Source organism: Herbaspirillum sp. WKF16 (assembly GCF_028993615.1).
In the GTDB taxonomy this organism is placed as follows: domain Bacteria; phylum Pseudomonadota; class Gammaproteobacteria; order Burkholderiales; family Burkholderiaceae_D; genus Herbaspirillum.
This window is the reverse complement of record NZ_CP118632.1, coordinates 4,507,928-4,528,995: the sequence shown is the minus strand read 5'-3', so window position 1 is coordinate 4,528,995 and position 21,068 is coordinate 4,507,928. Positions and strand designations below refer to the sequence as shown.

General features: G+C 59.3%; 17 protein-coding genes. 6 read left to right on the top strand and 11 right to left on the bottom strand.

Translation table 11 applies throughout. The features are described 5' to 3' along the window. Positions 1-106 precede the first annotated feature (106 nt). The 9 genes from Herbaro_RS20440 to Herbaro_RS20400 all read right to left on the bottom strand — a co-directional run bounded on the left by Herbaro_RS20440 (position 107) and on the right by Herbaro_RS20400 (position 11,339). Positions 107-544: a DUF4148 domain-containing protein gene (locus Herbaro_RS20440; protein ID WP_275011435.1), complete on the bottom strand. Its 438-nt coding sequence runs from the start codon at positions 542-544 to the stop codon at positions 107-109. Positions 545-649: 105 nt separating this feature from the next. Next, positions 650-2,026, bottom strand: coding sequence for a sensor histidine kinase (locus Herbaro_RS20435; protein WP_275011434.1), 1,377 nt, complete (start codon positions 2,024-2,026; stop codon positions 650-652). Further along, on the bottom strand, positions 2,019-2,699 hold the full coding sequence (locus tag Herbaro_RS20430; protein ID WP_275011433.1) for a response regulator transcription factor: 681 nt from the start codon (positions 2,697-2,699) through the stop codon (positions 2,019-2,021). Before Herbaro_RS20430 ends, Herbaro_RS20435 begins: the two co-directional genes overlap by 8 nt. A 10-nt stretch (positions 2,700-2,709) precedes the next feature. Next, complete coding sequence (locus Herbaro_RS20425) at positions 2,710-4,137, bottom strand: efflux transporter outer membrane subunit (protein WP_446719285.1); 1,428 nt, start codon at positions 4,135-4,137, stop codon at positions 2,710-2,712. A gap of 1 nt (position 4,138) precedes the next feature. Beyond that, a complete protein-coding gene (locus Herbaro_RS20420) occupies positions 4,139-7,300 on the bottom strand; it encodes an efflux RND transporter permease subunit (RefSeq protein ID WP_275011431.1) in 3,162 nt (1,053 codons plus the stop codon). A gap of 7 nt (positions 7,301-7,307) precedes the next feature. Further along, positions 7,308-8,351: an efflux RND transporter periplasmic adaptor subunit gene (locus tag Herbaro_RS20415; RefSeq protein ID WP_446719341.1), complete on the bottom strand. Its 1,044-nt coding sequence runs from the start codon at positions 8,349-8,351 to the stop codon at positions 7,308-7,310. A 381-nt stretch (positions 8,352-8,732) separates the two neighbouring features. Continuing rightward, a complete protein-coding gene (locus Herbaro_RS20410; RefSeq protein WP_275011429.1) occupies positions 8,733-10,082 on the bottom strand; it encodes a sensor histidine kinase in 1,350 nt (449 codons plus the stop codon). Continuing rightward, positions 10,058-10,720 carry a response regulator gene (locus Herbaro_RS20405; RefSeq protein ID WP_275014065.1) on the bottom strand — a complete coding sequence of 221 codons (663 nt, stop codon included), beginning with the start codon at positions 10,718-10,720 and terminating at the stop codon, positions 10,058-10,060. The genes Herbaro_RS20410 and Herbaro_RS20405 overlap by 25 nt, the downstream gene beginning before the upstream one ends. Positions 10,721-10,754: 34 nt before the next feature. After that, on the bottom strand, positions 10,755-11,339 hold the full coding sequence (locus Herbaro_RS20400) for an undecaprenyl-diphosphatase (protein WP_275011428.1): 585 nt from the start codon (positions 11,337-11,339) through the stop codon (positions 10,755-10,757). A gap of 180 nt (positions 11,340-11,519) precedes the next feature. Between Herbaro_RS20400 and Herbaro_RS20395 the strand changes: the two genes are divergently transcribed. The 6 genes from Herbaro_RS20395 to Herbaro_RS20370 are packed head-to-tail and all read left to right on the top strand — an operon-like array spanning position 11,520 to position 17,493. Beyond that, positions 11,520-12,995, top strand: coding sequence for a pyridoxal phosphate-dependent decarboxylase family protein (locus tag Herbaro_RS20395; protein ID WP_275011427.1), 1,476 nt, complete (start codon positions 11,520-11,522; stop codon positions 12,993-12,995). A 13-nt stretch (positions 12,996-13,008) separates the two neighbouring features. Then, the gene (locus tag Herbaro_RS20390) at positions 13,009-14,247 is read left to right on the top strand and encodes an ATP-grasp domain-containing protein (protein ID WP_275011426.1); all 1,239 of its coding nucleotides are present in this window, start codon (positions 13,009-13,011) and stop codon (positions 14,245-14,247) included. Beyond that, a complete protein-coding gene (locus Herbaro_RS20385; RefSeq protein WP_275011425.1) occupies positions 14,195-15,607 on the top strand; it encodes a hypothetical protein in 1,413 nt (470 codons plus the stop codon). Before Herbaro_RS20390 ends, Herbaro_RS20385 begins: the two co-directional genes overlap by 53 nt. Further along, complete coding sequence (locus Herbaro_RS20380) at positions 15,604-16,230, top strand: ABC transporter ATP-binding protein (protein WP_275011424.1); 627 nt, start codon at positions 15,604-15,606, stop codon at positions 16,228-16,230. Before Herbaro_RS20385 ends, Herbaro_RS20380 begins: the two co-directional genes overlap by 4 nt. Positions 16,231-16,235: 5 nt before the next feature. Then, positions 16,236-17,042 (top strand): ABC transporter permease, encoded by an 807-nt coding sequence (locus tag Herbaro_RS20375; protein ID WP_275011423.1) that lies wholly within the window; start codon positions 16,236-16,238, stop codon positions 17,040-17,042. A 13-nt stretch (positions 17,043-17,055) separates the two neighbouring features. Next, entirely contained in the window at positions 17,056-17,493 is a 438-nt protein-coding gene (locus Herbaro_RS20370) for a Fur family transcriptional regulator (RefSeq protein WP_275011422.1), read from the top strand. A gap of 102 nt (positions 17,494-17,595) precedes the next feature. On the opposite strand, the gene Herbaro_RS20365 is transcribed toward Herbaro_RS20370, so the two are convergent. Both Herbaro_RS20365 and Herbaro_RS20360 read right to left on the bottom strand, forming a co-directional pair. Continuing rightward, the gene (locus Herbaro_RS20365; protein WP_275011421.1) at positions 17,596-18,756 is read right to left on the bottom strand and encodes a porin; all 1,161 of its coding nucleotides are present in this window, start codon (positions 18,754-18,756) and stop codon (positions 17,596-17,598) included. A 184-nt stretch (positions 18,757-18,940) separates the two neighbouring features. Next, on the bottom strand, positions 18,941-20,500 hold the full coding sequence (locus Herbaro_RS20360) for a tetratricopeptide repeat protein (protein ID WP_275011420.1): 1,560 nt from the start codon (positions 20,498-20,500) through the stop codon (positions 18,941-18,943). Positions 20,501-21,068 lie beyond the last annotated feature (568 nt).

Here is a 21,068-nt window from a genome sequence, read left to right as displayed (position 1 = left end):
ACCGACCATACAAACGCTGACTTAGGTCATTCTTAGGGAGGAAATGACCGGCCCAGAAAAAAACCCGCGCAAGCGCGGGAAAGGAGTCCTCCTATGAAGCAAGGAGTCAGTAGGTATGGTCGCCGGAGACTTGCGCGGCATGCTCAGCGGTTGCCACCTCGGCTTCGACCTGGGCGCGGGTCTTGTGCGACTCGGCTTGCTTGATGATCGGGTAGTTGTCGCCGTTGGCGATGAGGCCCTCACGCTGGGCCGCCACCAGCTCGGCACGGACCTGGGCGCGGGTTTTGTGCGTGGTCGTCGCCGGCAGGATAGGGTAGTTGTCGCCGTTGGCAATGGCCCCGGCCTTTTGGGCGGCAACCAGCTCGGCCTTGACCTCAGCGCGCGTCTTGGTGCTCTTGAAGGGAATGATGGGGTACTGGTTCAGCGCGTGCATATTGTCCCAGTCACGTTCGGCATCGGCAGCGCTTTGCGTCTGTGCGATCGCGCCGACCGAGGCGCAGGCGAGGATGGTGGTGGCGATGATTTTGGTGATGACGGATTTCATAGTGTTTCCTTTCCAGAGAAATTCCCAACCTGGGATGTTCGTCAGCCCATTTGGCTGTTGGGAACACTATGCGCCCTGGAGCATTAACGGCCTGTTGCCTGCACGTTAAACATCTTTAATCATGCTGGGTTTCAAGAACAGGAGCGCGCGCAAGCCCGGATCGCCATTGCTGAGCTCAAGGCGGCCGTAATGCAGTTTCGCGATCGCGGCCACCACGCTCAATCCAAGTCCCATCCCCGGCGTGGCGCGACTGGCGTCGCAGCGATAGAAGCGCTCCTGCACCTTGGATAGTTCGTCGCTGGGTATCCCGGGCCCGTTGTCACTTACCTCAACGAGCAGCATCCCGTCCTGGCTGCGCCTGCAGGTAACCGACACGAGGCCTCCGTCAGACGAATACTTCAGCGCGTTGTCAATCAGGTTGCCGATGGCCTGCGTCAAGAGAAGAGGGTCGCCTTTCAGAGGAAGATGCTGCATTCTTTCAACCCTCAGGAAACGCTGTTTTGATTCGGCAAGGGGAAGGTAGAAATCGGCCACATCGTCAACGATGGTGGCGATGTCAATCGGCCGGAAGCCGGAGCGGCGTGCGCCGGTATCAATTTCCGCCAGGCGCAGCAATGCGTTGAAGATGGCTATCACACGATCGACGTCGGCGATGGCGCACTCGATGTCAGCGAACGTACGCTCGCTGTCCGGTCTGGTCAGCAGCAGTTCCTCCAGGCGTGACCGTAGCTCGGCTAGGGGCGTCCGAAGATCGTGGGCAATGGCGTTCGAGACATTCCGGACGCTGTCCATCAATTGCTCGATCTGGGCCAGCATCTTATTTTCCGTTTCGACCACGACGGCCAGCTCATCTTCTCCGCCACTGTGTGGAAGTCGATGCGAGAAGTCGCCTTGCATAATTGCCGAAGCGGCGATGTTGATGTCCTTCACCTTGGACAGCAGACTCCTTCTCACGAGCAGGCCGCCAGCCGCGCCCAAAAGGATGATGACGGCCGCGGCGCTTCCCAGACCGTAGATGAACAGATTTTCGAGAAGCCGATATCTGTCGATGTCCTGAGCAACCAGGAGGTGATAGCGGTTGTCGAGAATGACGTGCCGGGCAAGTGTCCGGGTTGTCCGGCCATCGATATCAAGGGAATAGCGGCCTTCGCCCGGGACAGTGTTGATGCTTTGCGGCCACCGGGGGAGATTGCCGGCCTGTCGGGCCAGCGCGGCATCGGCAAGCAAGATGATGTCTTCAGAACCGCTGGCGTTCGTACCTACTTGCGTCCCGATGGCAAGCCTGAGGGCGTCGATGCCTTGTTCCTTGAACACCCGCTGCAGTCGCAAGGTATCGGCGTGAAGTATCCGCGACCGGTCTTCTTCCACATATTCCCGCCACGCATAGCCCAAGGGAGTAGCGAAGCAGAGAAGCACCAACAAGCTGAAAATGACATAGCACACCGATACGGTACGGGCGGAAAATCTGAAAAAGCTAATCATCTTTTGCCAACATGTAGCCGGAGTTCCGGATGGTGCGCAGCAGCGGAGTCTTTGCGTCCACGTCAATCTTCTGGCGCAACTTGCTGATGTGAACATCAACGACGTTGGTCTGTGGATCGAAGTCGTAATTCCAGACGTTCTGCAGCAGCATCGTTCGTGTCACCACCTGATTGGCGTGACGCATCAGATACTCAAGAAGGCGGAATTCCCGGGGTTGCATCGCAATAGCCTTTCCCGCGCGACTGACCTTGTGGGTCAACAGGTCCATATGGAGGTCGGCGACGGACAATGATGTTTCGGCCGCTGTCTCGCGCGTGCGCCTGGCCAATGCATCCAGGCGAGCGAGGAGTTCGCCGAAAGAGAAAGGTTTGACCAGGTAATCGTCGCCGCCGGCGTGCAAGCCGCGGATGCGGTCATCGACTCCGGACATGGCGCTCAGGATGAGGATTGGAACCTTGTTTCCGGTTTTCCGAAGGGCTTCGATGATGCCCAGACCATCGATGCCGCCCGGCAGCATGCGATCCATGATGATGGCGTCATAGGGTTCGCTCGCGGCCAGGAACATGCCGTCTCGGCCGTTATCCGCATGGTCTGCGGTGTGCCCTGACTCCTCGAGGCCCTTTTTCAGGAAATGGGCAACCCGGTCGCTATCCTCCACGATGAGCAATTTCATCTCCTGCGTCCTATTCTTTGAGATCCCGCTGGCGCCATCCGCCGCCGAGGGTGCGATAGAGGTCGACCAGGTTGGTCAAGCGGTTCAGGCGGGCGGAAATCAGGGATTGGCGCGCGTTGTACAGGTCGGTGTGGGCTGCCAGGACGTTCAGATAACTGTCGGCGCCGTTGTCGTACATCATCTGCGCCAGTTCCAGCCTGCGTTGTTGCGCATCGGCATAGCGTTGTTGTGCCGCCAGTTGGTCGTCGTAGGTGCCGCGCGCCGCGAGGCCGTCAGCCACCTCCTTGAAGGCAGTCTGGATGGCCTTCTCGTACTGGGCCGCTGCGATGCCCTTCTGCACCTCCGCCGCATCGAGGTTGGCTTGATTGGCCCCACCCGAGAAGATGGGCAGGCTGATCGATGGGGAGAACGTCCACGCACCAGACCCTGGGGCGAAGAGGCCGCCGAGCGTCGGGCTCATCGAGCCAGTCGAACCTGTCAGCGATATGGCAGGGAAGAAAGCCGCGCGCGCAGCCCCAATATTCGCGTTTTCGGAGCGCAGAACGGATTCGGCCTGCAGGATATCCGGGCGATGTTGCAGCAGGTCGGAGGGCAGTCCTGCTGGCACATCGGACAGCAGATGTTGCCGATCCAGCGTCAGTCCGGCAGGCAAATCCGCGGGCATGCTTTGGCCGATCAGCAGCACCATGGCGTTCTGCGCTTGTGCCTTGGCGCGCACCTGCGCCGAATAACTGATCTGCGCCTGCTCCAAGGTCGTCTGGGAAAGCCGCAGGTCGAGCTCGGAGAGCGTGCCCGTGTCGTACTGCAACTTCATGATGTCATAGCTCTGACGCGCTGTGTCGAACGTGTCCTTGGTGATCTGGAGCTGTTCGTCATAGGCCAGAAGTGTCAGATACTGATCTGCCACCTGCGAGATCAGAGCGATCTTCGCGGCTTGTTGCGCGTAACCGCTGGCGAAGTATTGCTGTAAGGCCGCGTCAGAGAGGCTGCGAATGCGGCCAAAGAAATCGAGTTCCCATGAAACGCCCAGATTTGCGGAGTAGTCGCGGGTATAAGTCGTCTTTCCGCTGCTCGAGACGCTGCCCGGCTTGCGCGAGGCCGCCAGGTCGGCGCCCGCATCCAGTTGCGGCGCCAGTGCGGAATGCTGTACCTGGTACTGGGCACGCACCTTGTCGACGTTCAGGGCGGCAACGCGCAAGTCACGGTTGTTCTTGAGCGCGATCTCCACCAGGCGCCGCAAGCGTGGATCTCTCAGGAAATCCTGCCAGTCCAGGTCGCCGGCCGCCGCGGTCGCCGTTGGCGCCTGGGCACCATAGGCAGGACCGGTCGGATAGCTTGCCGCGACGGGGGCATCGGGCCGGTTGTACGTCGGCTGCAGCGAGCATCCGGCAGCCAGAGCGGCCAGCGTCAGGCAGATTGCATTAGTCATCACTTTCATTTCAGTGGCCCTCCGGCTGCCGTGTTGTGTCTTCCCTGTGCGCGCTGGGGCCATCCTTTTTCTTTCGGCTGCCAAGCTTGTTCACCACCACCACGAAGAACATCGGGATGAGGAAGGTCGCCAGGAACGTCGAGGTCAATGTGCCGCCGATGACGCCGGTGCCGATGGCTTTCTGGCTGGCAGAGCCGGCGCCGTGGGCCACCACCAGCGGAAGAACGCCGAGGACGAATGCCATCGAGGTCATGACAATCGGACGCAGCCGCATCTTGGCCGCCTCGACGGCAGCCTGCAGCGCAGTTAGGCCTTGGTGCTGCAGCTCCCGGGCGAACTCGACAATAAGAATGGCGTTCTTCGCCGAGAGGCCAATCACGGTCAGCAGGCCCACCTGGAAGTAGATGTCATTGGAGAGGCGCGTCGCCGAGGTCGCGGCGAGGGCGCCCAGAACACCAACCGGGACCACCATAATCACCGACATCGGGATAATCCAGCTCTCATACAGAGCCGCCAGGCTTAGGAAGACCACCAGGATGGACAGGCCATACAGCAAGGGCGCTTGCGAACTGGATTGCTGTTGTTGCAGCGATGTTCCAGTCCATTCGAAGCCGATGCCTGAAGGAAGCTTTGCCGCCAGCTTTTCCATGGCCGCCATTGCTTGGCCGGTACTTTGTCCAGGCGAAGACTGGCCTTGGATTTCCATCGCCTCAACACCGTTATAGCGTTGCAGATTGGGCGGGCCATAGGTCCATTGGTAGGACCCGAAAGCCGAGAAGGGAACCATGGCGCCGGTGTTGCTGCGTACGTAGATTTTCATGATGTCGTCCGGATTCATGCGGAACCTGGCATCGGCTTGCACGTAGACCTTCTTGATCCGGTTGTCGGTATCGAGGAAGTTGTTCACATACTTCGAGCCCCACATCGTGGAGAAGGTCTGGTCAACATCGGACGCGGAGACCCCAAGTGCAGCTGCCCTCTCACGATCGATGTTGATTTTGAAGGTTGGATTGTCGGGCTGCCCGACGAATCGAACCTGCGACAGGGCGGGGTCGCTCTGAGCCATCGTCAGGAGCTGGTCGCGTGCCCGGGAGAGCGCCGCGTGGCCAAGGCCGCCGCGATCCTCGAGTTCGAAGTCGAAGCCTGCGGCGCTGCCCAGGCCGCGGATGGGCGGCGGGCTGCGGGCGAAGATGTCGGCAACCCTGGAGTCGGCATACCGCTTGCCGATGCGCGAGGAAAGCGCTTGGGCGGTAAGCTTCGGGTCAGTACGTTCAGACCAGTCCTTCAGATGCACAAAGATCTGGCCGATGTTCTGGCCGCGGATGCCGTTGGCGTTGCCGTTCACCGTCAAGGTGGCATCGACCATCGCGCCTTCGTCCTTGAGCAGATACGCCGCGACTTCATCCATGATGGCGCCGGTAGTTTCTTGCGTGGTGCCGGGTGCTGTTTTCACCTGGACAAAGATGAAGCCTTGGTCTTCCGACGGCAGGAATGACGTGGGCAGACGGCCGAACATCACGACAACTACAGCGATGAGGGCCGCATAAAGAACCAACCAGCGGCCCGAACGGGCGATGATGTGGCGCACACCCGATAAATAGCGGTCCCGGCCGAGGTCGAAGGTGCGATTGAACCAGCCGAAGAAACCCTTCTTTTCGGCATGATTCTGATCAGGACGTTTCAGGAGAGTGGAGCACAACGCCGGCGTCAACGTCAGCGCGACGAAGACCGACAGCAGCATCGATGCCACGATGGTCAGCGAGAATTGGCGATAGATGCCGCCGACAGTGCCGCTCGAGAACGCAACCGGGACGAACACTGCGCACAGGACCAGGGCGACGCCGATAAGAGCGCTACTGATTTGGCCCATCGCCTTGCGGGTGGCTTCGAGCGGCGACAGATTTTCCTCGTGCATCACTCGCTCGACGTTCTCGACCACCACGATGGCGTCATCCACAAGCAGGCCGATGGCCAGCACCAGGCCGAACATGGACAGTGTGTTGATGGTGAAGCCGAGCGCGGCCATCACGCCGAACGTGCCCAGCAGCACCACCGGCACGGTGATGGACGGAATGAGCGTGGCGCGGATGTTTTGCAGGAACAGGTACATCACGAGGAAGACCAGCACGATGCCTTCCAGCAGCGTCTTGACCACTTCCTGGATGGAGACCTGGATGAATGGCGTGACGTCGTTCGGATACACCACCTTCAGGCCGTGCGGGAAGTACGGTTCCAGCTGGGCCATACGGGCCTTGATAGCCTTGGCCGTGGTCAATGCATTGCCGCCAGGCGCCAGCTGAATGCCCATGCCGGATGCCGGCTGGCCGTTGTACTTGTTGTCGATGTTGAAGTTTTCGGCGCCCAGTGCGATACGGGCAATGTCAGACAAGCGGACTTGCGCCCCATTCGGCATCACCTTCAAGAGGATATTGCCGAAGTCTTCTTTGGTGCGCAGCAGAGTCGATTCGGTAATGGTCGCGTTGAGCTGTTGGCCCTTGATTGCAGGAGCGCCGCCGAGCTGACCGCCGGAGATCTGGACGTTCTGGGCTTGCAGGGCGGTGGTGATATTGGAAGGCACCAGCGCGTAGCTGTTCAGTTTTGCGGGATCCAGCCAGATGCGCATGGCGTACTGGGAGCCGAAGACATCCATATTGCCGACACCGTTGATGCGGCTGATCGAGTCCTGGACGTTGGACACCACATAGTTCGCGATGTCGAATTTGTTCATGCTGCCGTCGGTCGAGACGAAGCCGATAACCATCAGGAAGGAGTTGGTCGACTTGGTGACCTTCACGCCAGACTGTTGAACTTGCGTCGGCAGCAGGGGAGTGGCCAGCTGCAGCTTGTTCTGAACCTGAACCTGCGCGACGTCCGGATTCGTGCCGGCGGCGAAAGTCAGGGTAGTGGTCGACTGGCCTGTGTCATCGCTGGCCGAAGACATGTACAGGAGGTTGTCGATGCCGGTCATCTGCTGCTCAATGACTTGAACAACCGTATTTTGAATTGTCGTGGCAGACGCGCCGGGGTAGCTGGTGCTCACCTGCACCGTGGGCGGCGCAATGGGTGGGAACTGCTCGATGGGCAAGGAGGTAATGGCCATCGCTCCACCCAGCATGATGAGGATGGACAGGACAATGGCGAAGATCGGGCGGTCTATAAAGAATTTTGCCATTTCGTCCTCACTTCACCGATGGCGAATTGGGGGCGTTCATCTCAGTTGCGGCGACCTGCATCCCCGGCTGCACCTTTTGCCAGCCGGAGACGATGACACGGTCGCCATCCTTCAGGCCGCCAGTAACGACCCAATTGGGGCCTTCCGTGGCGCCGGTCTGGATGAGTTTCGCGATGGTCTTGCCGGCGCCGTCTACCGTCATGACCGTGGCTTCGCCTTGGGCGTTGTGGGTGACGGCTGATACCGGAACGAGGAACGCATTGTCGTTCACGCCTTGCTGGATGCTGGCATGCACGAACATGCCGGGAAGAAGCACGCCCTTGGGGTTGGCGAACGTGGCGCGTACAGTTACCGAGCCGGTTGTTTGATCCACGGTGATGCCGTTGTACTGGAGCTTGCCGGGCTGCTCGTAGGTGGTGCCGTCCTCCAGCGTCAGGGAGACCTTGACCGCGCTGGTATCGTTGGGACGAATCTTGCCGGAGGCGATATCGCGGCGCAGCTGGAGGCCGGCAGTGCTCGATTCGTTCAGGTCAACGTAAATCGGATCGATTTGCTGGATGGTCGTAAGCAGCGTAGCCGCGCTGCCTTGCACATAGGCGCCTTGGGTCACCAGCGAGCCGCTGCTGCGGCCGGAAATAGGCGCCGTCACCGCGGTGTATCCCAGATTGATTCGAGCGTTCGCCACGGCAGCCTTTGCCGCGGCAACGTCGGCCTCCGCCTGGCCTTGGGCCGCGACGGCGTTATCGTAGGCCTGTTTGCTGATAGCTTTTCCGCCCGCCAGGATCTTATAGCGCTCCGCCTGAAGATTCATGGCAATCAGGTTGGATTCGGCCTTTTGCTGGGAGGCCTCGGCGCTCTTGAGAGCGACGCGATACGGCGCAGGGTCGATCTGGTAAAGCGACTGGCCGACGCGTACGTCGGCGCCCTCCTGAAACCCGCGTCTCAGCACGATACCGTCAACCCGCGCGCGTACCTGGGCGACCAGGTACGCTGAAGTGCGGCCGGGAAGCTCGATATTGACCGGAACGGAAGTGCGATGCATGGTCGCCACCGTGACGGGCTGGACGGTTGTCGCGGGAGCGGCCGCCTGATTCTTTCCACATCCGGCTAAGACGGCGAGGGCAACTGTCGTTGCCAGCGCTGCGCAGGTTCGGTAATGCTTGGCTGGACTCATAAGTGCTTTCACAAGATGCGCTACCGCTTTAGCGGGGTCGCAGAGTTGACGGATAGGCGGAGCGCACTTTGCATGAGAGGCGATTAAGCCGGTATTTGCGTTTCATTAAGAAACGTTCATGCAGGCGCCGCCGCGGCACCTGAGGCGTGTCGCGGCATGTGAGCACTTTAGAGGGAGTGACTTAGACGTTACTTAGGACGGGCGCGATGACCTTGATCAATTGGTCATCGCGTGGCGTTGGTGGGTGGAGATTGCCGATCAGTGAGGAAATCTGACGGTGGCGCACAGTCCGCAACGGGCGCCGCTATCGTCAATGCAGTTGCTGAAATTGATGGTGGCCCCGTTTCGCTCCACGATGGCTTTGACAATGGCCAGGCCGAGGCCGGAACCTGACTCTCCGCTGCCAAGGATTCGATAGAACGGGTCGAAAATGCGTTCCATTTCCTCCTCCGGGATGCCGGGGCCCGAATCTTCGACGGTGACGATGAGAAAATAATTCTCTCGCCGGGCCCGGAGAATGAGCCGCCCGCCGGCAGGCGTGTACCTGATGGCATTGTCGGCCAGGTTTTTTATCAGCATGAGAGCATCGAAGAGTTGCCCGGAAAATACGGCAGACCGCTCCGTGTCGACTTCAACGTCCAGGTTCTTGGCCTCGGCCGAAGGGATGAGATCCTCCAAAACCTGCTTGAAGACATCCTCCATCGAAATAGTCGTATCCGGATGGGCAACCGATTCCTGGCTGCGAGCCATCACCAGGAGCTGCTCCAGCAGGGACCGCATCCGTTGAAGTCCTCCGCGCAATTCCATCATGCGCTCCTGGGCGACAGGCGACAGTTCAATCTTGCGGATGTTGTCGGCCTGCAGCGAAAGTGCCGTCAGGGGCGAGCGCAGTTCGTGGGCAGCATCTGCCACGAACCGCTTCTGCATGTCTACGGACCGTTTCACCCGAAGGAGAAGCGCATTAATCGAGGCCGTAAACGGGCGAATCTCGCTAGGCACGTGACGGTCGTCCAGGGGGCTCAGGTCGGAATCCCTCCTCCGGTCCAGATCCTGGGAGAGCGTCTTTACCGGTTTGAGCATCGTGCGAACCAACACATTGATCAGCAGAAGCAACAGCGGCATCAGGAGCGCGAGCGGGTAGACCGTGCGCCAGGCGCTGCTGTTGGCAATTTCGTCGCGGACATCTGTACGCTGGCTGACCACCAGGCGTGCGCCATCTGGCAGATGGCGCAGGAAGACACGCCACATGTAGCGGTTGCCAGGAACAGTCTGCACAATCTCCGGCAGCGACGAGGGCAAGCTGACGTCTTCGTCCAGGAGCCGGACCTGATTCACATCCGGCGCCAGGACCTGGACGATCACCTGCGACTCCGGGTCTTCGCTTTGCTCGATACTCTGGGTGATGAGGAGCCCGGTATGCGGTTCCTGCTGTTGCATCAGGCCGGCAATCTGGCGCAGCTGGTCATCCTGGAACTCGTTGGCTTCGTGGAAAGTGCCGCGAAACGAGAAATAGCCGCCGCCAACCGAGGTGGCAATGATGACCACCGAAAGCCAGAATGAAAGCTGGGCTTGCAGCGAACCGGTTATTGTTCTTTTGAGACCATCCATCCCAGGCCCCTGACGTTCTTGATGATTTGGTTGCCGAATTTCTTTCGGATAGAGTGGATCAGGTACTCGACTGCGTTACTCTCCACTTCCTCGTTCCAGCCGTAGATCCTGTCCTCCAGGTCCTGCCGCGAAAGAATGGCGCCTGGCCGAAGCATCAATGACTGCATCAAGCTGAATTCGCGCGCGGAAAGACGCTGCGACGCGCCCTCGAAAGTTATCTCGCGAGTGGTCGGGTCGAGCTGGATGGCGCCATTCGTCAGAACAGGGCTGCCGCTTCCGCCATGTCGGCGAATGACGGCCCGCATGCGCGCCAGCAACTCATCCATCTCGAATGGCTTCATGACGTAGTCGTCGGCGCCGGCGTCCAATCCGCGGATTCTGTCTTCGAGGGCATCGCGCGCAGTGATGATAAGGACAGGAGTGCCGATCTTGTTGTCGCGCAGGTGGCGCAGCACATGAAAGCCGTCCAGCCTGGGCAGGCCAAGGTCCAGCAGAATCACGTCATATTGTTGGGTATTGACCGAAAGTTGAGCGGCGCCACCGTCGCTGACGCAATCAACGGCATAGGCGGCGTCGCGCAATGCCTGCTCGGTCGCAGCGGAAATCATGCGGTCATCTTCAACCAAGAGCACTCTCACATCAGACCTTCCACAAAGATGGTTATCGGCGACGTCAGCCGCGAGCATAACGCCTAAGAAGTGCGCGCTGGAGCTGAACGCCAGCCACGGTTGCCTTGGTGACCATTGGGCGGCCGTACGCGCTCACGACATGAGCGGAGCCAAGCGCAACAATAAACGCTGCCAGCATATCAGCGGGAAAGTGTACTCCGACAAAGACGCGAGCCCAGGCCGGCGCAAGACCGGTTGCCGTCAATAGTAGACCAATCCGCTTGGTGGGAGCGGAATGCGCCAGTCCTAGAGCGATGCCCCACCAAAGCGTCAAATGGTCGCTGGGCAGGGAGGCGTCCGCCGCGTGGTTGATGAGCAGATGCCCCATTCCCAACATGAATGGCCGGGGATGCGGCCACAGCCAACCAAGGAGGCCACCAACGCACAAGGCAATCGCGGCGGAAAGGGCGGCGCCCACAGCGGCCTTCTTCAGCTTGAAATCACCCCGTAGCCACAGATAGACCAACATCGGCGGAAGCGCCCATACGAGCCATTCGGCCGTAAATACCGCCAGGTGCTCTCTCCAGCTGCTTGTGTAAATGGCGCTGCTGTTGAGCAGCAGAAAGATTCGGAAATTCAGCAATTCCATGCTCGCGTCCACCTCTGTAAGAGTCGCCAGCATAGTTCCCGAGACTTAGGCCTGGCTGAGGAGGCGGCGCCAATAAACCGCCAGATTCCGACCATTGCGCCTAAGTCATGGCTAAGTCGGCCTCGATACGATCAGGGTCATCTGAATTGACGCCCATTTTCGAGGGATGCTGGAATTTGCATGGATATCGCGAATAATGATTGGGAAAGCCTTCTCGACCCCAAGGATTGGGGGGCGTTGCGCGAGCAAGGGCATTCCATGCTCGACGATATGTTCAGCTACCTCCAGCGGGTTTCCGCGGGAAGCGGGCCGGTCTGGCAACCTATCCCGGCCGACGTCCGGCATTCCATCCACGAGCCGCTACCGGTTTCACCCTGTACGCTGGACCAGGCCTATGGCCTGTTCAGGGACAACGTGCTTCCCTTTTCGGTGGGTAACGCCCATCCAGGCTTCATGGGGTGGGTCCATGGCGCCGGTACGCCGGTGGGCATGCTCGCGGAGATGTTGGCAGCGGGTTTGAACTCCAATTTGGGTGGGCGTGACCATATGCCGGTCGAAGTCGAGCGGCAGGTTGTGCGGTGGATGAGCCAACTTTTTGCGTTTCCGAGCGAAGCCAGCGGACTGTTCGTCACCGGATCGTCCATGGCGAACCTGATCGGCGTGCTCATTGCGCGCACCCGCGCCTGCGGGGGCAGCGTGCGGACGCAGGGCGTGTCGCAACAGCCTGGCAAGGAGCTGGTGGCCTATGCGTCGAAGGGCGCCCATGGATGTATTGCTCGCGCCATGGACATGGCCGGCCTGGGCAGCGCCAATCTCCGGTTGATAGAGCAGGGAGGGGATGGCGCGGTCGACGTTCAAGCCATGCGTCAGGCCATCCAGCTTGACCTCAAAGCGGATCGCCGCGCATTCCTGATTGTGGGAACCGCAGGTTCCGTCGATTCCGGGGCGATTGATAACCTCCGCGACCTGGCCGACCTGGCTGCCGAGAACAACCTTCATTACCACGTGGACGGCGCATTTGGCGCCCTCTGTGTCCTGGCCCCAGACCTTGCGCACAAGGTCGATGGGATCGAGCGCGCAGACTCCATTGCCATGGATTTCCATAAGTGGATGCATGTCCCGTACGACGCCGGATTCGTGCTGGTGCGCAGTGCAGACAGTCAGCTGGCTGCCTTCGCCGATGCGAACCAGAGCTATCTGGCGCGGGAGCCGGGCGGCATGTCCGATGGCTCGCCGTGGCCTTGCGATTTGGGGCCGGATCTCTCTCGCGGTTTCCGGGCTCTGAAAACCTGGATGACGCTGAAGGTCTATGGGACGCAACGCCTGGGCCAGGCCATCTCGGAGAGTTGCGAACGCGCGCGCTACCTTACGCAGCTCATTAGGAGTTGCGATGAATTGGAGCTGATGGCGCCGGTGAGCCTGAACATCGTCTGTTTCCGTTATCGCTCCGCCGAGGCGATAAGCGAACGCGTCAACTCATGCCTCTTGCTGGCACTTCAACGTTCCGGCATCGCTGCGCCGTCGTCCACTCGCATCTCGGGAAGGTACGCCATACGCGCGGCTCTCTTTAACCATAGAACAAGTCGGATGCAGCTGGAATCGCTCATTGACTTCGTTGTCATTCAGGGCCGCAGTCTTAACAAGGGCCGCGCCTGAAAAGGAACGTATCATGCCTCTGTCAATACCGGTTCCGGAGCTTGTCCCGGACTCTCCGTTCCAGCTTGGCTTGGAGAGCTTGCTTCACGCGGCATTTCTCGAGATGGACCTCAATCCCCTTGGCGCCAGGCTGATTGCACACCTGAACGAGAAGCCGAACGACGCCATTCGGTACATGGATCTGTCTTTCATCCTCCAGATTGGAGGCAACGAAACGATGGCCGCCAGCATCCAGCGGGAGGCGTTGCGCCTCGAACGCCATTTCCGGCTGCCCACCGCCGCCGGCGAGCCGGCGATAAAGCTTCTGGCCATCATGGCGCCGGGAAATTTCATGGCGAATACGCCATTGGAATTCCTGGTCTCCCATGCCGACATTGCCCTTGAGGCCTATTACCTCGTCCCCGGCGAGCCTATTCCTTCCGAACTTCCTGAACACGACGTCATCTTCGTGGCGATCGGCGAATCTGCCGCCACGGGCGACTTGCTGGCCGAGCTGTGCGTTGTGATCGACGGCTGGCAGTCGCCCTTGCTGAACCATCCTCTGCATTCGCTGTGCCTGGCGCGCGATTCTGTATCGTTGCTCTTGAATGAGGTTGCGTCAATTCACATGCCATTGACTGCGCGTGTCTCCAGGCTTGAACTGGATGCCCTCGCAGATGGCGCGGAGGAAACGGCCTATCTGGCCGACGGCGCATGGCCGTTGATTGTGCGGCCGGTGGACTCTCACGCCGGCAAGGGACTTGAGAAGGTCAATGATCGGATGGAGCTCCGTACTTACCGGGCACGGTTCGAGGACGTGCCGGAGTTCTACATCTCCAGCTTTGTCGATTATCGAAGTGCTGATGGCCTGTTCCGGAAATACCGGATAGTTTTCGTTGAGGGGGCGCCTTTCTTGTGCCATATGGCTATTTCCAATCATTGGATGGTTCATTACCTCAATGCGGACATGACACAGAATCCTGAGCGCCGCGCAGAAGAAGCGCGCGCGATGGCGGACTTCGATGAAAGCTTTGCTGTTCGGCATAGGGAGGCATTTTCCGCACTTCACGATGCCTTTCCTCTTGATTACTTCGGCATCGATTGCGGCGAGACTCTTGCTGGGGAGTTGCTGATATTTGAATTGGATACCGGAATGATCGTCCATGCCATGGATCCTCCGGATATGTTCCCGTACAAGCACGTAGCGATGCGCAAGGTATTTGACGCATTTCAACGCATGGTTCATAACGCAGCAGGTCGACGCGATGCATAGTCTGCCGACAGTTGCGCAATTGCTGGTCCAGGGCGGCGATGACCGGATTTCGCTGGAAAAGGACACCGGCATAAATAGATATGGCGTGAGCCCTCATCCGCGCGATCGCCTAATTGAATTTTCTTCGTCGACTGCAAGTCATGTGTCTCCCGAGGCCTGGTTTGCGATCGATGAATTCAGGCAGCGCATCAACAGGGAGTTGGTTGATGGCAACGCAGCCAACCTGTGGCGGCTTGAGGAGCAGAGAATCAGGAAAAAATTCATCGACATCTGGGCGGTGGACGGCGCTGACATGAATTGGTATCTGCACCGTTCGGGAACGGATGCCCATGCAATGGCGGCGGAGCTGGCCCATCGCAGGTTCGGCCGGCCGTTTCGAATTGTCATGGGTGAGTTCGTGGAGACCGGCAGCAAGATCATGTCCGCGCTTTTAACGGGCAGCCGCGACCAGGGGGCGAATACGGCGGAAATCAGGGAAGTCCCGATACGAAATATGGATGGCTCCCCCAGGACGACCAAGGCAATTGATCAGGATTTTTACCGAGAGGCGATCGAGGCAATTGCGGAAGATGTTCCGGTCCTCCTTATTCGGGTTGACGAGTCAAAATCTGGAAGCGTGTATCCCAGCCTCGACCTGGTCAGGCTTCTGGCCGCCAAGTCACCCGGGCATGTGGCAGTTCTGGTGGATTGTTCCCAGTTGAGATGTGGCGAGACGCGTCTTAACGAATACCTTCGTTCCCACTTCATGGTGGCGCTGACCGGCTCGAAGTTCTTTGGCGCGCCGGCGTTCTGCGGCGCGTTGCTGGCCGACGGACAGTGGCGCCGCGTCTGGCCGGGGGAGGTGGTCGATCTGGACGACAACGGCAACCCAAATTTCGGGCTGCTTGCCCGCTGGGAGGCAGCCTTATTTACCATGGGGCGTTACCAGCGGATTTCCGAACAGGTGCGTAACGAGGTGGCCGTGCATTTTCAGGCGGCGGTACTGCGAGCGGTGTCGGAAACAGATGCCGTGGAGCTATTGGATTGCATTCGAGATACCTCAAAAGGGCCGCGCAGTTTATTCTCCTTGCGAGGAATTGAGCGCACTACGAAGAGGAACCTGAGCGCCGATGAGGTCGACCGTGTTTACCGCAACCTGTTGAATCGCCGAAGTATCAACGGGAATATTTATGCCTTGGGCCAGCCGGTCCCATGTGGAGGGCGAGGATGTCAACGAACCCAATTCTTGCGGCTGAGCCTCTCCGCGCAAATGCTGATCAACGTATGCCGGATGCCGGACGACGAAGGAGTCCTTTGGTTGCAACAAGAGGTTCTGTCCGCCATCCGAGCGCTCGACGAGGAAATTAGCGTGCTGCCATGACCATCTCTGCTTCGAACGACGGGATCTTGGTTCCATGTCCGCGGCTCCAGGCGATTGATGTCTGTTCTGCCGTGGTAGCGCCCACCTGCTTCAGCGTGGCTGCGGGACAGTGTGCGGTAGTTGCCGGCCGGTCTGGCGCCGGCAAGACAAGATTGTTACGCCTTCTCGCCGATCTGGATCCGGGCGCGGGAGAGGTCTTTCTTGATGGGAAGGCGCGCAGCGCGCACTCGGCGCCAGAATGGAGGAAGAAGGTTCTCTACCAGAGCGCGGATGCGGCATGGTGGAGGCCCAGCGTCATCGAGCACTTGGCCATGGAGGAACGCGATGCCGCACAAGTGCTTGCGGAGCACCTTCACCTGGGGAAGGATCGCCTGACGGCAGCCGTTTCGGAGCTGTCCACTGGCGAACGCCAACGAGCGGCGCTGATTCGCTCGCTGTTGAAGAGACCGGCAGTTCTCTTGCTGGACGAACCGTGCAGCGCCTTGGACGCGGAAAATGTACTCCGGGTGGAGGCGCTTTTACTTTCGTACATACGCGGCGGCATGTCGGTTCTGCTTGTCACGCACTCCAAAGAACAGGCTGAGCGATTGGCCGACGCCACAATAGAAGTCAAGCGGAGGTGATCGAAATGTCTGTTCTGTCACTTTCGGCGATGGATCTGGCCTTGGCCTCCATTCTGATCGTCGTCAACGGCATTGCATCCCTTGCGCTCGGGTTGCAGGTGCACAGATCCCTGGCGGTGGCTGCCGTCAGAATGATGGTTCAGTTATTGCTGGTCGGCGTGATCCTGCGTTGGATATTGGGCAATCAGTCGCCAATGGTGACTGCCATTGCGGTACTGGTCATGATCGCCGCCGCTGCCCGTGAGGTGTCCAGCCGCCCACGTACGCCATTTCAGGGGCGCTTCGGGATCGGCATCAGCGCCGTTGTCGTTGGCGCCTCTTCGCTGCTGACGGTGGCGCTTGCATTGTCTACGGCGATACGGCCGCAGCCATGGTATGACCCCAGATACGCCATCCCGTTGATGGGTATCGTACTGGGGAGCGTCTTGAACTCAGCCAGTATATCGCTGGACTCGTTTCTCTCGGCAGCGAGTTCTGCCGCAGCGGAAATCGAAACCCGCCTCGCCCTGGGAGCCACCAGGAACGAGGCCGTCAGGCCACAGTTGATTGCGGCAATTCGCAGCGGCATGCTGCCCGTCATCAACCAAATGTCGGCGGCTGGCCTCATCACGCTTCCCGGAATCATGACCGGGCAGGTGCTGGCCGGCATGGATGCGCTGGAGGCTGCGAAATACCAGGTGCTATTGATGTTTATCTTGGCCGGCGCCAGTGGCCTGGCTGCTTATGGTTGCGCATCCCTCGCTTCGATTCGACTCACCGATTCCCGTCACCGGTTGAGGCTGGATAGGTTGCGCTCCGGTTCCGAAAAATAATTCCGATTCCTCTATGAATAAAGCCTTGACGCTCCTGAAGTCGAAAGGGTTGCGCGCCACCGTGGCGCGGCTCCAGTTATTGTCGATCTTGGAAGAGACAGGACGCGCACGTATGACCGCCGAGAATATCTTCATGAGGGTTTCCAGTGAAGGCGGCTCCTTGAGCCTCGCATCCGTGTACCGTGTTCTAAAAGAGCTGAGCATCAGCGGCTTGGTCGACAGGGGCTGGTACAAGGAGGGGCAGGAAATTCGTCTCCTGTTCTCGCTCGGCCGTGTCGGCAGCGAGCGGGCCAGGCCGGAAATTGTATGCGTGATGTGCAATCGCTCAATGGACATTCAGCTTCCCGACCTGCGGCCGGAGCTGAACCGCTTGGCCGAGGAGATGAGCCTGCAGCCGGATGATCGGCCCATCGTGATTCAGGTCACCTGTCCGAACTGCGCCGGAAAATGAGCGGAAAAAGACCCGCATGAAACAAACTCATGCGGGTCGGAAAGCCTGCCCGTTTCCGGGCAGTCATAGCCTCAAGACATCGCCGGGATGTCGGGAAAACTCTTAGAACTTGTGGCGGATACCAACTGCCACGGCGGTCTGGCTGCCATCGGCGCCGCCGATGGTGTTGTTGCCGACAGCGTCGCCGAAAACACCGGTGTTCGCCATGTCGGAGGCACGGATGTTCGCGACGATAGCGTACAGGTCTGTGCGCTTGGACATGTAATAGTCGGTGCCCAGGCTGAACTGGGTCAGTTTGCCTTTGGCGGACGAGTTGAAGTCTGCACGGGTATGCGTCACTGCGCCCATCAACTTCAGGCTGGGGGTCAGCGAATACGCGGTGCCGATTTCGTAGATGTCAGCCTTATTTGCCGCGGACAGGGTCTTCGAGCCCAGGGCGGTGGGCGAAGCGGTATTCAGGTCTTGCTTCACGCGCGAGTAGTTGCCGTACACGCGGGCCGGGCCGAACTGATAGCTCGCTGCCAGGGTCAGGACCTTGAATGCGGTGTTGCCAGCCTGGGTCGGATCGCCCAGGCCGCTGGTGCCAACCAGCAGGTTGGTGTCGGCAGGGGTCGAGCCTTGCTTGGACTGGTAATAGTTGATGCCCAGACCCAGAGGACCGTTGTCGTACTTGCCGCCGATGTTGAAGGCCTGACCCGCCGAGGTCTGGCCAGCTTGTTCGCCGAAGCCGTACATCAGGTTACCCGTGAAGCCGGCAATACTGTTGGTAGTGTAGGTCACCGAATTGTTGGAGCGGCTGCCTTCCAGGCGATCCAGGTTATGACCGACGGCGCCGGTGACGCCGAAGAAGTCGCCAACCGAGGTATAGGACGAGATGACGTCAGCGTAGTCGGTATTGCGGCCCAGCAGGACGGAGCCGAAGTTGCCGGACAGGCCGACCAGCGATTTGCGGCGGAACAGGGTATTGGTGGTCTTGGAATCATCCAGGGCGCCGGTATCGTTCTTGAAGCCGCTTTCCAGGACGAACAGTGCGTTCATGCCGCCGCCCAGGTCTTCAGTGCCCTTGAAGCCGAGGCGGGAGCTTTGCAAAACGCCGGAGTTGACGCCGAACTTGCTGCCGGTGCCGGTACCGGCGGCATTCACCGCCTTGGTGGTGTAGACAACGCCGCTGTCGACGATGCCGTAGATGGTGACGGAGCTTTGGGCTTGAGCGGCGCCGGCGAATGCGCCGAGAACTGCCAGTGCGAGCAGAGATTTTTTCATGTGGCTTCCTTCTACAAAGTGGTCGTAATAATCCGGACTCGTTGTCGGATTGCTGAACATTAAGGCTTCTTTTTTGCGGTGACTTCTACTTGGTGAAAATGAATAACTATTTCGGTGCCGGCGAAACGATTCGATTGCAAATGTTGTTTTATTTGGGCCGTTTTTTTCTCCATCTCTAAATAATTCAGCGATCAGAAGAAGGAAAGAGGGTCTTCAATTTGTACTGTCTCTGCCGGTACTTTCCCTCGGGGCCGTTCAGTCCCAAATCTGCGTCCCCGAAAATTCGGGTGGCTGACTTCAGGATTTCCCTTTGTTCATCGCTTTCAATCAACACCAGCCGGCGGCGGCTCTTGGCGTGGTGCTCGCTGATATCCACTTCAAGGCAATGGCCGTGACTGCCTTTCCTGAAATCGAGGAGAAGCGCCTCGGGGCGCGACAAACCGAACGCCGCAGCGATTTCAAGTCTGGCGTGCAGGAACGGATTACCTTTGCGGATTCTGGTCGTGACCTGGTCGAGAATTCGCTCCGCCCATTGGCCCTTAACGGGGTGCCTGGCAAATTCCTTCAAGGAATCACGGGACTGGAGGTCCCCTTGCTCTGCGGCTTTGACCCACCAATACAGGGCGCGCACGTCGTTGAGAGGCGACTCGCGTCGATATCTCCAGCAGCTCTGGGCATATTCGATCTGAGCCGATATCAGGCCCATTTCCGCGGCGCGCTCCAGATACCTGCGCGAGGTCAGCAGGTTGCGTTGAGAGAATTCTGATTTTGCATATATGCGGGAAAGGGCCTGCCACGCTTCAGGAAGCCCGTCATGCGCCGCAAAAAGCAGCCATGGAATAGCTTTCGTGTAGTGGGCGGCGCCGTGCTTCGGAAAGCTCCGCTCGCCGTTCCGGTCGATGCGGGCGTGACGCAGGCCAAGTTCGAATCTTGCATGGCGTGATCCGGCGAGCGCTGCAAGTTCAAGGAGCCGCTGCGCCCTGGAACTCGGCGCCTTCGTCTGGTTTTGAAGCAACTGCGCAAGATTTGCCAGGAGCTCAATCTCGTGTTGTCCCAGTTCCACCTGGGCCGGTGCGAGTGGCTCCTTGATGTGTTGAGCCCAGGCTATCTGGTGGCGCAGGAGCAGCTTTTCCGCCAACGGGGCCGCGACGATCCCGTACTCTTTATGGCAGGCATTGCGCCACGCCTGTCCCGCCAGCGCGTATTGCGCCGCCTCCACTCCAGCTTGTGCGGCTTGAAGGGTGAGCTCATTGCCGACACGCACGGCTTCAGTCGCCTCCGTGCCCGTAGTGCTTCGATCATTGCTTGCGGGGACGTTTTGATGAAGGTATTGGGCGAGCATCCATTGCGCCTCGTGGTCGTTGGCGTCTGCCAATGACTTGAGTACCACCAATGCCTTCTTCCTGGCCGCGGCGCCGCATTGCCTGACGTTCTCGAAGACGAGGCGGGCGAAGACGATGCCGGCATTCAGGATGCCGGCATCGAAGGCCTTCTCGTACCAGGGCGCAGCTTCGTAGGGCCTCGGCATTGTTGCGACGGTATCGTAGGGGACATGCTGCCCAATCATCAGGACGGCCTCCTCGAGGTCTTGTCTCGCCGCCCGCTCCAGCCAATAGAATGCGGTTCCGGTGCTCTGTGGGAGCCCGCTCATGCCATAGAAATAGCGTGCCCCGAGAGCGAGTTGGGCAACTGCCGTTCCGGTTCGCGCCGCCCTGATGATAGGGAGGGCGTCACGCGTTGCCATGCGAACCTCCAACGCCTTCTTGCGAGAGGGACCTGGATTTATCAAATACGTCAGGGCGTAAATATCCCTGCGCCCCGGGATTGTCGGGATGCTGGCGATTCATGTTTTTTCTCCGTCGCGATGTCGAGGGCGGATAGGGCGAGCCGCTGTCGCTTCCTGAGCCAGGAATGGCTGGCCGCCGAGATATGATCGGTCGCACCGGATGACGGCCTGGGTGCGAACGGCTACAACGGAACAAATGGTAGGGCGCGGGAAGTCGATAGGGAGCGCTTCCGATAATTAAATAAACTTAATGCAGCGGCGTCGGGATCCGGGCATTCGAGTGAGATATCGATGATTGTCGTAGCGGTACGGATCTTGGCCTTTCGCTATCGGGTACGCGCAAGAGGCGGCGGCGTAAGACATGAAATTCCGTTAATGAAGAACGGAAATTCCGTCTTCTCCAGTCGATCTTCCTCTATCTCTTCTTCAGTGAACGAGGCTTTGGCGCAACGTCGATTTGATCCCTAAGCCTGCACTAAGTATTGAATTGCAAACTCATCGAAGACCACATCCTTCATGAGCCAAT

Coding starts and splice junctions, on each gene's coding strand:
- Herbaro_RS20440 (WP_275011435.1), bottom strand. CDS start 544: ATGAAATCCGTCATCACCAAAATCATCGCCACCACCATCCTCGCCTGC.
- Herbaro_RS20435 (WP_275011434.1), bottom strand. CDS start 2,026: ATGATTAGCTTTTTCAGATTTTCCGCCCGTACCGTATCGGTGTGCTAT.
- Herbaro_RS20430 (WP_275011433.1), bottom strand. CDS start 2,699: ATGAAATTGCTCATCGTGGAGGATAGCGACCGGGTTGCCCATTTCCTG.
- Herbaro_RS20425 (WP_446719285.1), bottom strand. CDS start 4,137: ATGAAAGTGATGACTAATGCAATCTGCCTGACGCTGGCCGCTCTGGCT.
- Herbaro_RS20420 (WP_275011431.1), bottom strand. CDS start 7,300: ATGGCAAAATTCTTTATAGACCGCCCGATCTTCGCCATTGTCCTGTCC.
- Herbaro_RS20410 (WP_275011429.1), bottom strand. CDS start 10,082: ATGGATGGTCTCAAAAGAACAATAACCGGTTCGCTGCAAGCCCAGCTT.
- Herbaro_RS20400 (WP_275011428.1), bottom strand. CDS start 11,339: ATGGAATTGCTGAATTTCCGAATCTTTCTGCTGCTCAACAGCAGCGCC.
- Herbaro_RS20395 (WP_275011427.1), top strand. CDS start 11,520: ATGGATATCGCGAATAATGATTGGGAAAGCCTTCTCGACCCCAAGGAT.
- Herbaro_RS20390 (WP_275011426.1), top strand. CDS start 13,009: ATGCCTCTGTCAATACCGGTTCCGGAGCTTGTCCCGGACTCTCCGTTC.
- Herbaro_RS20380 (WP_275011424.1), top strand. CDS start 15,604: ATGACCATCTCTGCTTCGAACGACGGGATCTTGGTTCCATGTCCGCGG.
- Herbaro_RS20375 (WP_275011423.1), top strand. CDS start 16,236: ATGTCTGTTCTGTCACTTTCGGCGATGGATCTGGCCTTGGCCTCCATT.
- Herbaro_RS20370 (WP_275011422.1), top strand. CDS start 17,056: ATGAATAAAGCCTTGACGCTCCTGAAGTCGAAAGGGTTGCGCGCCACC.
- Herbaro_RS20365 (WP_275011421.1), bottom strand. CDS start 18,756: ATGAAAAAATCTCTGCTCGCACTGGCAGTTCTCGGCGCATTCGCCGGC.
- Herbaro_RS20360 (WP_275011420.1), bottom strand. CDS start 20,500: ATGGCAACGCGTGACGCCCTCCCTATCATCAGGGCGGCGCGAACCGGA.